This is a genomic window from Pseudobutyrivibrio sp. C4 (assembly GCF_900111635.1).
Lineage (GTDB): Bacteria > Bacillota > Clostridia > Lachnospirales > Lachnospiraceae > Pseudobutyrivibrio > Pseudobutyrivibrio ruminis.
In genome coordinates this window covers 106,356-120,275 of the sequence record NZ_FOHF01000002.1, presented here as the reverse complement: position 1 = coordinate 120,275, position 13,920 = coordinate 106,356, and the positions used below count along the sequence as shown (strand labels likewise).

The 13,920-nt window shown below is 39.1% G+C and carries 12 protein-coding genes; 1 reads left to right on the top strand and 11 read right to left on the bottom strand.

Annotation, left to right across the window (positions count from 1 at the left end; all coding sequences use genetic code 11):
* The 10 genes from BMY66_RS04330 to BMY66_RS04285 all read right to left on the bottom strand — a co-directional run bounded on the left by BMY66_RS04330 (nucleotide 1) and on the right by BMY66_RS04285 (nucleotide 11,437).
* Nucleotides 1-1,206 carry a bifunctional folylpolyglutamate synthase/dihydrofolate synthase gene (locus BMY66_RS04330; RefSeq protein WP_090394253.1) on the bottom strand — a complete coding sequence of 402 codons (1,206 nt, stop codon included), beginning with the start codon at nucleotides 1,204-1,206 and terminating at the stop codon, nucleotides 1-3.
* A gap of 5 nt (nucleotides 1,207-1,211) precedes the next feature.
* Nucleotides 1,212-2,048, bottom strand: a complete 837-nt coding sequence (locus tag BMY66_RS04325; RefSeq protein ID WP_044937073.1) for a DegV family protein — start codon at nucleotides 2,046-2,048, stop codon at nucleotides 1,212-1,214.
* 99 nt (nucleotides 2,049-2,147) lie between these two features.
* Nucleotides 2,148-3,353 carry a transglutaminase domain-containing protein gene (locus BMY66_RS04320; RefSeq protein ID WP_090394252.1) on the bottom strand — a complete coding sequence of 402 codons (1,206 nt, stop codon included), beginning with the start codon at nucleotides 3,351-3,353 and terminating at the stop codon, nucleotides 2,148-2,150.
* A 138-nt stretch (nucleotides 3,354-3,491) separates the two neighbouring features.
* The gene (locus BMY66_RS04315; protein ID WP_028235478.1) at nucleotides 3,492-3,695 is read right to left on the bottom strand and encodes a cold-shock protein; all 204 of its coding nucleotides are present in this window, start codon (nucleotides 3,693-3,695) and stop codon (nucleotides 3,492-3,494) included.
* 171 nt (nucleotides 3,696-3,866) lie between these two features.
* Entirely contained in the window at nucleotides 3,867-5,369 is a 1,503-nt protein-coding gene (gene clpX / locus BMY66_RS04310; RefSeq protein ID WP_044937064.1) for an ATP-dependent Clp protease ATP-binding subunit ClpX, read from the bottom strand.
* Nucleotides 5,370-5,378: 9 nt separating this feature from the next.
* Nucleotides 5,379-6,350, bottom strand: coding sequence for an alpha/beta hydrolase (locus tag BMY66_RS04305; protein ID WP_049960352.1), 972 nt, complete (start codon nucleotides 6,348-6,350; stop codon nucleotides 5,379-5,381).
* A gap of 1 nt (nucleotide 6,351) precedes the next feature.
* Nucleotides 6,352-7,092: a glycerophosphodiester phosphodiesterase gene (locus BMY66_RS04300; protein WP_074788897.1), complete on the bottom strand. Its 741-nt coding sequence runs from the start codon at nucleotides 7,090-7,092 to the stop codon at nucleotides 6,352-6,354.
* A gap of 34 nt (nucleotides 7,093-7,126) precedes the next feature.
* The gene (locus tag BMY66_RS04295; RefSeq protein WP_090394251.1) at nucleotides 7,127-8,458 is read right to left on the bottom strand and encodes an MFS transporter; all 1,332 of its coding nucleotides are present in this window, start codon (nucleotides 8,456-8,458) and stop codon (nucleotides 7,127-7,129) included.
* Between the two features lie 44 nt (nucleotides 8,459-8,502).
* Nucleotides 8,503-9,792 (bottom strand): SseB family protein, encoded by a 1,290-nt coding sequence (locus BMY66_RS04290; RefSeq protein ID WP_090394250.1) that lies wholly within the window; start codon nucleotides 9,790-9,792, stop codon nucleotides 8,503-8,505.
* A 112-nt stretch (nucleotides 9,793-9,904) separates the two neighbouring features.
* Entirely contained in the window at nucleotides 9,905-11,437 is a 1,533-nt protein-coding gene (locus BMY66_RS04285; RefSeq protein ID WP_090394249.1) for a zinc ribbon domain-containing protein, read from the bottom strand.
* A gap of 234 nt (nucleotides 11,438-11,671) precedes the next feature.
* On the opposite strand from BMY66_RS04285, the gene mscL reads away from it, so the two are divergent.
* Nucleotides 11,672-12,118, top strand: coding sequence for a large conductance mechanosensitive channel protein MscL (gene mscL, locus BMY66_RS04280; protein WP_090394248.1), 447 nt, complete (start codon nucleotides 11,672-11,674; stop codon nucleotides 12,116-12,118).
* A gap of 25 nt (nucleotides 12,119-12,143) precedes the next feature.
* Here the strand turns inward: mscL and BMY66_RS04275 are convergent, their stop codons facing one another.
* Nucleotides 12,144-13,871 (bottom strand): GGDEF and EAL domain-containing protein, encoded by a 1,728-nt coding sequence (locus BMY66_RS04275; RefSeq protein WP_090394247.1) that lies wholly within the window; start codon nucleotides 13,869-13,871, stop codon nucleotides 12,144-12,146.
* Nucleotides 13,872-13,920: the final 49 nt, after the last annotated feature.

The following is a 13,920-nucleotide window of genomic DNA, read 5'->3' as shown; positions in this document are numbered from 1 at the left end:
TCATCCTTTCATGCCAAGCACTTCACCTATAAAATACAACGAACCAAATGCAACAACCTTTTCATCCTGCAACAGAGCCTGATTTAAGGCATCCTGATAGGAATCACAGGATTTTGCATCTATACCAAGCTCTCCTATTGCATCAGCCAATTCCTTGGCCTGTAAAGCCCTATCCGACTCAACCGTAACTGTATAAATCCTTTGGGCAATAGGAGCCATGATTTTTGCCATAGACAAATAATCCTTGTCTGCCATTACTGCCATTATAAATGATATTTTTTCCTTTGGAAATTCTGTACGCAAGCTTTCATATAAAGCCTGCACTCCAGATGGGTTATGAGCTCCATCCACCATTATAAAAGGATGCTCAGATATGATTTGCATCCTTCCAGGCCAAACTGCTTTTGCAAGTCCTGAATCAATGTTCTGATTATTAATAGCCAAGCCCAGGCTTTTTACAGTCTCTATTGCTACCGCAGCGTTTTTTCTCTGATAATTTCCAAATAGTCCTAGCTTTTTATCCTTCGAAACTTCACCTGCCAAAGTGTACTGGCAGCCAAGTTCCTTACACTTGTTTATTATAACCTCACTGGCTTCATTAGGCATCTCACCGATAACAACAGGCACACCTATTTTAATGATACCCGCCTTCTCACCTGCAATTTCTCCAAGTGTATTTCCCAGGTACTGAGTATGTTCCAAACCGATAGAGGTGATTGCACAAACCTCTGGCTTTACACTCAATCCATTGGTTGAATCCTTTGCTCCTCCAAGACCAGTTTCAAGCACCACATATTTAACATTTTGCTCCTTGAAATAGAGCATTGCCATAGCTAACCAGTAGTCAAACATAGTTGGTTCTAGATTCAACTCCAGTGATAACAGGCGTTCACCCAGTCTTGTAACATCTTCTCTAGAAATCTGCTTTCCATCAATCTGAATACGCTCTGTGTACTCAATAAGATGAGGTGATGTGAAAAGACCTACCTTAAAATGATCCTTAGATGCAAAAGAAGCAGCCTGTAAGATACTACTCACAAAAGCTGCTACTGAACCTTTACCGTTGGTTCCAGCAATGTGAATGATATGTAAATCCTTTTCAGGATAGTCCAGAGCTTTCATTAGCTCCTTTGTTACATCTCTTCCACATGCTTTGCCAAATCGGCGTTTATTATCAATTGTAAAAACTATTTCTTCGTATGTCATTGCAATTAAATGACCATTATCAAGCCTCCGTCATTGGCATACATGCTGCTGACGCCGCGTGTATCAACAATGAAGATTTCCTTGAACTTAGCCATAGACTCCATTTTTTCCTTTAATGATAAAGCACGCTCTAAACAGTTGCAATGAGATATTGCAAGAATCTTTTCCTCGCAGTTTTCTGTAACGTCTACAAGACACTGGCCCATTTTATCCAAGGCCTTTACCATGCCTCTGGCCTGACCAAGCTGCTGAATGCTGCCCTCGTCAGTAGAACCCATAACAGGCTTGATATTTAATGTGCCGGCAATAGCTGCCTTAAGATTAGAAAGACGACCTGCCTTTCTAAGAGTTTCAAGTGTCTCAAGAACGAAGAATGTATGCTGCCCTGCAATGTATTCTTCAACTGTTTTTACTACCTCTTCAAAGGACATTCCTTTGTTTTCACACTCGGCGATTTTAAGACCGATAAGTGTTTCACCAATGGATGCTGACTTTGAATCAAACACATATATCTGCTTTGACTCATCGTCCTCTTCGTATAAATCCTTTGCTAAGCATGCACTATTATATGAACCAGATAATTGTGCTGAAAGTGTAACAATGTAGATTCGCTCTGCGTCGCACTCCATCTCTACCATATAGGCATTTGGTGAAGGGCAGGCTGATTTAGGAGATGTGCTGCATTCTGCAACAGCTTTTAAGAATGATGCCTGATCAAAACTCTCGTCATCTATGATTTGCTGATCTCCTACCTCCAGAGTGAGAGGGACGTTAACAAAATGTCCATCCTCCTGCATTTCTTTTGTTAACTCTCCACAACTATCAATAATAACTCTATACATGGTATACAATTCCTCCGTGGTACTTATTATAGCACCCCTATTGTTCCACGTAAATAGTTTTTATTAATTCAACATGTAGTTTTTAAAACCACATGTGTATTATCTCCATTTTATTGTTATTACATTTGAGTTTTCGTCCAATAAATAATAAACGGACTGTAGCTCTTGTATATAGTCGGAAATGTGTTTTTCATCAAAGAAATAAGTCAATACTCTGGTGTATAAATCAGAATTGCTAAACTTTAATGATATCTCGTCATCTCCAGCATTATATGACTCTGCCAATCGTGCACCGATAGCATCAACCCCAAACCAGTCGTAATAAAGACCTTTTTTCACGAAATAATTATCAGCATTAGATAAGCATTCTGGCACTTCAAATGATGATGTTATAACGTGATTTTGGCTGATTTCCTCAGTTGTCATGGCAAGATAAGCATAGTTTATCCTTTTTGATGTGTCATTGTTGTCATCAAGGTATTTGCTATTTCCCCATGTAACGTCCATATAGTAGTAGGCATCGTCCAAATAAACCAAATTCCATGCATGGCTTTCATTGTTGGCTGTTCCTGTAACTATAGTACTCTTGATGCCAAGCTGATCCAGCAGATACCAAGCTGCATCTGCATATCCCTGACAAACAGTAGACTGATAAATAAATACGCTTAAGATATTCTGATTTTCCTGACTATTTGCGTCATAATCTACCTTTTCTATTAAGGTTTCAAAAACATACAGCGCCTTGTCAAAATCGCTAGCTTCTGGATTAATTCCATACAGCCAATCAGCCACAACAGAATCTATCTTCACCTGGTAAACATCCCTCTGCTCCTGATTCATGGTGTACTTAGGCTCAAATTCCAGTCCTAAGATATTGCTACCAGATGCATAAGTGTTGTACTGATAGCCACTTATCCAAAACAGATTACCGTAGTCTGCCATCACTCCCTCATAGGCCTTGGCTAGCACGTCTTTATCCTTTGTGGAAAGAGTGACCTTGTCCTTGTAGTTTATGATGCAATCATATATCTGATCGTAGGTTTCCTGTTCCTCTTCTGACATTGTCTGATATACATATCTGTCATAGGATACAGACTCCACAATGACTGGCTCTCCAATCATTGCTTCCATTGATTCCCCATGATACCAATCAACTAAATCTGAAACACTTCTAACGCTAGTAAGCCCCTCTAAATCAAAGTCCTCTTTGGTAAAGCTGAGAAATAAACAAACTGCAATAAACAGACCTGTCATTATCAACAACGCAGCTATTAAATTAACAATAGTGTGTATAAACCTTTTCAAACTTTCTCCTTAAAAAAACAAGGCAGCGTAATTTCTTACACTGCCTCTCCCCTTAATCTTTTTTGTATTGCCTTAAAGCTTGTTTTTCATAACATAACCAAAGGTATCCGAAAAATAGATTAATGATTAAAAAATTGATTAACGTACAACTGTTACGTTAACAGCCTGTGGTCCCTTTGCCCCATCAGTTACTTCATACTCAACTGTAGCACCTTCTTCGAGAGTCTTGAATCCCTCTGAGTTGATGCCGCTGAAGTGAACGAATACATCGTTTCCAGCTTCGTCTGAGATAAATCCGTAGCCCTTTGAATTGTTGAACCACTTAACTGTACCTTTGCTCATGCTAAAGTACCTCCAATATATTACTTGCCGAGCTTTACTCGACTAAACTTAGTTTAACAGAACACTTATTCAAAGTAAAGAAAATGTCCGAATATTTTGAACAAATTTTTATTTTCGTTACTTAATGCCTGTTAACACCAATTAATACGGGAGTTACATAACAGTAAGTTCTTAATTAGCAGCTGCTTTTTCAGGTATCATTCCTGTTGTCCTAACCAGGATTCTAGGACCACCCTTTTTCTCTATATAATCCTCAGTGATGATTACCTGACCAATATTATCGTCCTTTGGAATCTCATACATGATATCCAGCATGAATTCCTCTATGATAGAGCGAAGACCTCTTGCTCCAAGCTTTTTATCAAGAGCCTTTCTTGCAATGGCATGGAGGGCCTCATCTTCGAAGTCAAGCTTAACCTCATCAAGCTCAAGAAGCTTCTGGTACTGCTTGATAATTGCATTCTTTGGCTCCTTAAGGATACGAACAAGCATATCCTCATCGAGCATCTCTGTAGCAAATACGATTGGAAGACGTCCGATAAATTCTGGAATCATACCGAACTCTCTTAAATCCTCCACTGTAACCTTTTGAAGGATATTTTTGTCATCGTCGTATTTATCCTTAAGATCTGCCATGAATCCCATTGATGAATGCTTGTTAAGACGGGCCTTGATAATTTCATCCATAGCTGGGAAAGCGCCACCGCAAATAAATAGAATGTTGCGTGTGTTGATTGTAGTGGTAGGCACCATAGCATTCTTGCTTGAAGCTCCGATAGGTACTTCAACATCTGCACCTTCAAGAAGCTTGAGCATTCCCTGCTGTACAGACTCGCCACTTACATCACGCTGATTTGTATTTTTCTTTTTTGCAAGCTTATCAATCTCATCGATGAAAATGATTCCCTGCTGACAACGCTCAACATCGTTTCCGGCTGCTGCAAGAAGCTTGCTAACTACTGATTCAATATCATCGCCAATATAGCCTGCTTCTGTAAGAGATGTGGCATCTGTGATAGCAAGAGGTACATCCAAAAGACGTGCTAATGTACGAACAAGATACGTCTTTCCTGAACCTGTAGGTCCAAGCATAAGCATATTTGACTTCTCGATTTCGATATCATCCATTGTGCCTGTAGCAACACGCTTGTAATGGTTATAAACAGCAACAGACATAACCTTTTTAGCATAATCCTGACCGACCACATACTCATCAAGCATAGCCTTGATTTTGTGAGGTGGAATGATATTGTTGATGTCGATTGCTGGTGCAGGTCTATCTTCTGCCTTTTGGCTTGTAGCGCCGTGTGCGTTCTTGACCTTTGGTCCTTCACCGAAGAGGCTTCCAAGGTTCAAAAAGCTGATGTTAGGAATCTTGTTCATATCAACATTGCTCTTTGAATTGTCTCCTCCGCCGAAACCAAATCCACCCATAGAATCGAATGTGTGCTGCATACAATCGCGGCATACGCTCATTCCAGGTGCCATTTTAATTAATGGGCCTGCGATATTGTCTGGTCTGTGGCAGATATAGCAAAACTCGGTAGGCTTATCCTCGTGGTCTGCCTTATCCTTATTTATTTCCTGACCTGTAACTTCCTCTATAACCTCGTCTGAGATATCTGTAGTAGATTTCTCATCTGGGTCAAATTCTCTAAAATCTTTATCTGACATTGCTAACTCCTATTCTAAACCCTGCATAAAACTAAATACTTCGTTGTAATACTCAAGGATAATGTCATCTGTTGCATTAAATATTTCATGTTTGCTACCTTCGAATCTTTTAAGCTGACAGTTCTGTGCCCGCTTTGCAAATTCGTTTTGAGCCTCTGGCATTACCAAGGTATCCATCGCTGCTTGCATTATTATAACAGGAATTTTTACTAGGCTTGCGTTTTTTAGAATTTTTTTAGAAACATTAAATGCTTCTCTGGACCAGCCAAAGGTACATCCGTTTGTACGATAATGCTTCTCTCTTTCTCTCTCCTCGTATTGGAATGTATATCTCGCCTTTGATAAAGCTGAACATCTAGGATATTTGAAAGTGTGATCATAATCATGATACCCCGGCAAATATCTCTTTTTTAAGAATGGTATATACGATAGCAGAGCTAACATCTTAACAATTACCTTGCTGGTATCACCAGTAGAAAGCTCTATCATAGGTGAGGAAAGAATAGCTCTTTTAAACACATCTGGGTATTGCTCTAAGTACAATGCTCCAATTCCACCACCCATGGAATGGGCAAATAGAATCAAACGCTCCGTAACACTTTCCGGCCTAACTATCTTTTCAATGAATTCATTAAAATCTGAAATGTAATCCTGAAAACTATTTACGTGAATTTTGTAATAACCTTCCACTTCTCTATCAGAAAGGCCATGTCCTCTGTGATCCAAAATAAACACAGAGTATCCCATCTGATAGAAGTAATATAGCATCTCAGAATACTTGGTTGTGAATTCGCAGTAGCCATGTGAAATAACGATGGATGCCTTTTCATCTGGGCGCACCATCATTGCATAGTGCAGTTGCATACCATCTTTATTCTCAAAATACCCTTCTTTTGTTTTATCCTTTAGAAAAGGAAGGACTTTGCCCTTCATAGTGTTGGCAAAATCCTGTTCCTTAATAAATATATCTTCAAATTTCATTTTAGTCCCAATTGTAGCTGTTTACTATTTCTAATGCCTTATCTGGATAGTTTGTGATGATTCCATCCAATCCCATTTCACATGCCATGTGCATATACTGCTTAGAATTTACAGTCCATGTGTTGATTTTCAATCCAAGCTCATGGCATCTCTGTACGTAATTAGGATACTGTACATTATAAAGAGCAGGGTGCAATGCCTCCACACCATGTTCCTTGCCGTACTCTGGCATATTAAGTGTACCATCCATATAGAGGAATCCTGTCCTTGCAGTAGGATCAAGCTCCTTTATTTTCATAACACTATAGTGATTGAAGGATGAATAGATTACTCTGTCTTCCATGCCAAATTCCTTGGTCATGGCAAGAATATCTGCCTCTATCCCCTCATAAAAAACAATTCCGGTTTTAAGCTCAATATTGATTATTAGATTAGTTGGCTTAATAAGCTCGAACACCTCTCTCATGGTAGGAATCGGTGCTTCCTTACACTCTGGATGAGTTGCATTGTAATTGAATTTTCTAAGCTCCTCCAAAGTGAAGTCCTTAACATCTCCCTTACCATTAGATGTTCTGTCTATTTTTTCATCATGAATGACAACAAGCTGGCCATCCTTTGTTTTGTGTATATCAAGCTCTATTCCATCTGCCCCCATTCTAACTGCCTCTTTAAAGGCAGGAATAGTGTTTTCAGGGAAATAGCCACTGGCTCCCCTGTGAGCAAATACTAATGGTTTATTCATTGGTTTATTACCTCTTTTCCTTGCTTTTGTAACATCAATCCATATCTTCAAAAGCTTCCAAGCCGCGTTTAGCCTCCACATTTCCATCTCCATGTTTTACAAACATCATTGTAATAAATGCCATTATCGCAAATACGGTAGCATATGGGAAAAGTGTGATATATCCCACATGTAAGAGCAGCCATCCTGCAACAATTGGAGTGACGATTTGGGCTGCCATTGAGAATGTGTAGTAGTATCCTGTGAATTTTCCGATATCTGAACCCTTACACATTTCTACAACCATTGGAAGTGAATTTACATTGATAAACGCCCAACCTATACCTACACATGCAAAAAGAACATAAAGCAATGGCGAAAAGCTTGGGTGAATCAGTGTAAACATGAAACCTGCAAAAAAACTTCCTCCCAGAATTACGATTCCAAGAAGAATTGTTTTCTTTCTGCCTATTTTAGATGCCACAATACCTGATGGTATAAAGAAAACAATAGCACCTGCTGTAGCTACAAGAAGACATAACGAAGCATCTCCAAGCGCCATATCCCACATCCTGACGGCATATGTTGTAAACCATGTCTCCATGCCATTGTATGCGATGAACCATAACGCTACTGAAATAAGTAAAAATACTAATGAACGCTTTACTTCCTTTGGAAGCACTTCATTTCCAGATTCATCCTCTATTGTAAACACTTCCTCTGGATGAAGAAGCTCATAGTTTTCTACCTGTTTGTTAAGTGCCACCTCATCTACAGTAATCATTACAATGCAAAGAGACACAAGCATGATTCCTGCTACTACTGCAAAAACCAACATGTAATTTACGTGCTCCAAATTCTTTATCTTTGAAGCAGGATATAGCACTGCTGCAACCCCAAGATAAATGATTCCTCCTATGGCTCCCATCAGATTAATGATGGCATTGGCCCTTGAACGGAATGGCTTGATAGTACAATCTGCCATAAGAGCAACAGCTGGGCTACGATATGTGCCCATTGCCACAAGAAGTGCACCAAGTATTCCAATAAATAGAATCTCTTTTTCGATTGTTGGATTAGCAAAGTAGCTGTTATCAACAATTGGAAGCAGCATCATAAGAATAACTGCTGCGATAGTTCCAAAAAGAATGAATGGCTTACGCTTGCCCATCTTGCTTTTGCACTTATCTGATATAGCACCAAACATTGGTAGTAAGAAAAGTGCAAGCACATTATCCATAGCCATAATCACCCCTGATATGGTCTCATTAAGATGAAATGTGCTAGTGAGTACAAGCGGAATCAGTGCGTTGTACATCTGCCAAAATGCGCAAATCGAAAGAAATGCAAACCCCATTTGCACCGTCTTCTTAACATCTAATTTCATTATTTAATCCCCCCTATACGACGCTGGTTACGATAACAAGCCTACTATTTCTCCGCTCTATATATCAGCATCTGCTGCTCATGCTGCTCGACTACATCATCGATAGCCTTTATGCGCCCCTTTATTGCATATTCAATCTGCTTGATTTCCTGTGCAAGCGGATTGAGTTCTTTGTAGATTGCTTCCATATGCTGCTTCATATTTTCTGTTTCGTACCCCTCTGGAAACTCCAATACTACTAGATGGCGAACAACCTTTGTATCCTCTTCAACCTTTGTAAGGAAGCTGATAGATTTAATATCATCGTGATTCTGTCCATATTCCTCAAGCTTGCTACGAATAGCAACAACCTCTTCTGTCTCCTTTGGAACACCAAGAAGGATTCTCTTTCCTGCTGGAATCTTCTGCTCCTGAACAGCGCCTGCTCCATTTTCCTTGATTCCGAAATCGTTTTTGTAGCCCGGTGTGTTTGTGATAGTGTCCAAATAAGGAATTGGAAGTGTACATGGAACTTCGTTAAATGGATTAACAGCAATTCCTGAATATACATTTCCACGCTTAAGCATTCCGTATACATCCTGGAATGAAAGGATTTGAGTATGTACTCTTTGTCCATCCTTTGCAAGATTCTTCCATCTGCGAAGTGATGCCCAGTCTGTAAAAAGTGGAAGTACTAAGCTATCTTTATCCTCTGGTGTGCCAGTAAGCTTAATCTGAGACTTAAGCATATAGAATCCGATTTTTGTATCCTTGCTGATTTTTGCAACACCATTTTCATTGAGCTCAGGCTCAATATCCATTTTGATTGGTGTAATGAAATGACCATGGCTGAGCCAGTAAGCAAGTGTTGCATGGAAGCCATTATCCTTGCCAAACTTAACCATACCATTAATAATTCCTGCTAATGCTGGATTTTCGATAGAAACCCTTGGGTCCACCTTTTCCTGTGGCTTAAGATTTGTGATGACAGCATACTTACGAACTGCCACCTCGTCTGGAAGATTGAGCTGTAGAGAAACTGATGTGTTCTCTGCCTCATCTACGATTGAAGTCTTTTCTTCAACAAGAGCTTCAACAGCCTGAATTTCGCATTCTGCAACCTGTGCATTGGCCTGATATAAATATACCTGGTCACCCTTGTGGAGCTGGCCGTAAAGCTGTCCTGAAATAATGCTTCCATTTCCGTCAAGCATTGATGTGACACCCTCAACCAATACGAAGAATCTATTGCTAGTATCTACCTTGTCAGTCACGTCAGTATCTTCGATATTGAGGTTTTCAGCTGCCTTTGTGTTAACCTCTTGTTCTTTTTTCTTTTTGTCAAATAAACCCATAACAAATTCTCCTGATTTAATAATTCGATTATTCTATTATAATCGAAACCAGCATAAAAAAAAACCTCTCACACACCTGTGTGAGAAGTCTTTCTTTGTTAGTTAAACTGGCTTATAAAGCCTCACCGAATGTGTTTGAAGTAACCAATCCATAGTACTTTACATACCAGTCAATTGCTTCCTCAATTTCAGCTTTACAATCGGCTTCTTTTTCATATCCATAGTAATTAAACTTTTTGTCAAACTTTGTTTCGTATTGTACTGTTGTGGTTGTTGTACCAAGAATCTTTTCGTAACCACATTCACCCTTTTCATTTATGCTAACATTGTTGATTTCAACATATGTATAGAATGTAAATGAATCAGTATCTAATGAATCTGAATCAGATAGCATCACTGAGCACTCGAAGACAGCAATTACTTCATTTCCTTCAGAGTAATCTGCCTCCTGGAGAAGGTATGAGCCTAAGTACTTAATACTCTGCATTTCCTCCATTGAACTGAGACGAGAAACATCAGTAATCTTCTTTTCGCAATCTTCGATTACAGAACCCATGCTCTCCTCAGTAATCTCTGTAGAATCCTTAAGAAGATGACCAAGGCCCTCTACCTTGTAATCCTTTGTAACAGCAGTAGGAACCATTCCATATTTCTCTGCACACATTTCAGCAAGCTCATCCTCGCTGTATGATGGTGCGTATGTTACGGTAATGATATCTCCCTCTGATAAGTAGTAGCTCTGGCTTGATGAATATGAGAAGTCGTTATAAACTGCATCTTCCTTAACTACCTTGATAGATGCCTTACCATCACCTTCAATACCTGTATAAGAAATTTCGATTCCATCGAATGGATCGAACTCTTTAAGTTCTTCAAGCTTTTCTACTGTGTATGTTGCGTCCTCGTACTCAACCTTTACGCCATATTTCTTTTCGATTGAATCAGCCTTAACCTTCCAAGAGACTGTTACCTCATCTCCGTTTGAAAGCTTTTTCTCTGGATCAACATCATAGCTGATTTTATTTCCAATAGCCTCTTCCATATAGTCTGCTGGACCATAGTGCGAAGTGAATGACTTCTTCACCTTTGATTTATCATCAAATCTAGATTTGCTATATAAATCTTCCCAGAATGTCTCATCAATTGTAACTGTTGCTTTACCCATAGAATCATATCCTGTGAATTCTACAGTCATGTAATCATTTACATTGATTGTCTTTGAGCGATGCAAAACAAACACTGCTGCTACCGCTGCTGCAACCACTAGAACTGCAATGATAATCCAAACAAAAATTGGTGGCTTTTTACTTCCGCCTTCATTATTTGCCTTGGCCGCTTTCTTGGCAGCCTTAGCTGCTCTCTTTTCAGCCTTCTTTGCTTCCTTGGCAGCCTTTTTTGCAGCTTTCACATCCACCTGCTGAGGCACAGGCTGTGGCTGTGGCATAGGCTGTGGCTGTGGTGCTGGAGTTGGTTGTGGTTGTACTGGTGGAACTGGCTGTTCTACTGGAGCCTGTTCTACTGGAGCCTGTTGTACTGGTGGAATTGGCTGTGGTGCTGGCTGCTCAGCTGCTGGCGCTGGTGCACCGCAACCTGTACAGAACTTTGCACCAGGCATAATTTCTTTACCGCATTTTACACAAAACATTTAGATTAATCCTCCCTCTAAATCTGTTCGCAATTAGTATATTATGATTTTGCCAAATATTAAGTATAAAATCAATACTTATTTTTCAATTTTTTATATTTTTACAATTTGAACTAATTTTTATTGGTTTATCTAGATATTATTGGTTAAGATTATTGCTAATATTCTTTTAAATCGGTAAAATAAATGTGATAAAAATATATTTCACACTTTTTATTAATAGGGAGGTAATCTATGAGCAAAAAGAATGGTTTTATTTCTGAATTTAAAGAATTTATTCTTCGTGGAAATGTAATGGACATGGCTGTCGGCGTTATCGTAGGTGGTGCTTTCACAGCTATCGTAACTTCCCTTAACGAAGATATCCTCACTCCAATCCTTGGAATCTTTGGAGGAACAGATTTTTCTGAGTTAAAGGTTACCCTTGGAACTGGAGAGACCGCACCAGTTCTTACATATGGTAATTTCATTACCGCAATTATCAATTTCCTTATTACAGCACTTGTTATTTTCTTAATTATCAAGGGTATCAACAGAGGGACAGAAAGAGCCGCTGCTCTTTTAAAGAAAAATAAAGAAGAGGCTGAAGCAGCAGAGCCAACCGAGAAGGATTGCCCATACTGCTACAGCAAGATTCATATCAAGGCAACTCGTTGCCCACATTGTACAGCTCAGCTTTAATATTGATCAAAAAATGCAGTGGGAATTATTCTTCCCACTGCATTCCTTTTTCATACATTCTATCCAACAGCTCATTAAGAGGCATAGGTTTTCCGAAGTAGAAGCCTTGAGCCCTTTCACAACCAACTTCCTTAAGGAAATCATAATGTTCCTTAGTCTCAACGCCTTCACATAGAGGAGATGCTCCCAACTGATTTGCGGTCTTTATAATATAACTCATTAAGGTTTTAGTCTTTGGATTTTTATCTGCGCTTCGCAGGAATACCATATCAAGCTTAAGTACATCGAATTGATAATCCGCCAATGTGGTCAGTGAAGAATAGCCACTGCCAAAATCGTCAATCCATATCTCGTAGCCTGCCTCGCGAATTCTGCCTGTCTCTTCTTTGATTAGTCCAGTATTATCTGTAAAAGCACTTTCTGTGATTTCCACATCTATCATGTTTCTTGGAACTTCGTATATTTCACAGAAATCTGAAAGAAGCTTATATACATTACAAATCTCAAAATCCAGCCTTGAAATATTTACTGATATTGGAACCAAAGATTCTCCCTCATCAGCAAGCTTTCTATAATCCTGACAAACTTTTTTTACTACGAATTCATCTACAAGATGAATTAAATGAAAATGCTCCAATGTTTCAATAAAGTATCCTGGAGGAAGCATTCCATTTTCAGGATCCACCCATCTTACAAGAGCTTCATATCCACATATCTTTCCTGTGCTGACTCTTATAATTGGCTGATAGAATACCTTTATATAATCCTTTGCAATGGCCTCATCAATATGGTCAACAACAAACTGCTGACGGCGCAGGCCATCACGAATAATATCATCATAAACACAATAGTTTATATCATGTCGACTTTTTATACTATTGCAGGCAAGTCTTGCATGGTCGCATGCTAATCCAACTTCTGCACGGCGGTCTTCCATGAAATATATACCTGCTTTTATTTTTACTTTTTTATTTACATCATCTGTGAGAAGCATCTTGCGATATACTTCTTCTACGCATTCGATAACTTCTTCCTTTGGTGCTGTACAGTATACTACAAAGTGATCATCGGAAAATCTTGCAACAGTTCCGCCATAAAAAACATCACTTATCGTTCTACCAAAATCGCACAAAAGCTCGTCGCCCATTTTGAAACCATGGCGCTCATTGTACAGTTTAAAATTAGGAATATCAAAATGGACAAAGGATGCCAGCTGCCGACGTGATTCTGGAGCAGATAACAGCAACTGAACCTTATTATAGAAATAAGCCATGTTTAATAGTCCTGTCAGTTCATCGGTCTCTCGATTTGATGACAGAACCTCAGCCTCAGCATATGAATTACTTGTGGTGTTCAAGTATTCATTTTGATCAACGTCAACTATGAATACAGAATAGTAGCTCTTTCCATCACCACTGTGAAGAAGATGCCCAAAGTCTTCTATATAACGTAAGTCACCCTGTTTGGTAATTATTCTATATCGCACATAATCATGTCTTTTTTCCGCATAGATGGTCTGGGCCTCGATTTGATTCTCGATTTTATACAAATCATCCGGGTGAACCATGCCTTTAAAATTGCCACCAACCAATTCCATAAAATCATCAAAGCTATCACAACCAAATAGTCTTACTACGTTTGGCTCAGCAAATACTATATTTTCATCAACGCCTGCTTCATATACAAAAAATCCGCCAGGAAGCCCCTTTGGAATTTTTCCAGTCGTTATGGTGTCGTAGTATTCTTCTCTCATTCTTACCCCCAAAGTATGCAAAATAAAGATAGTTTACCAATTTACCTAC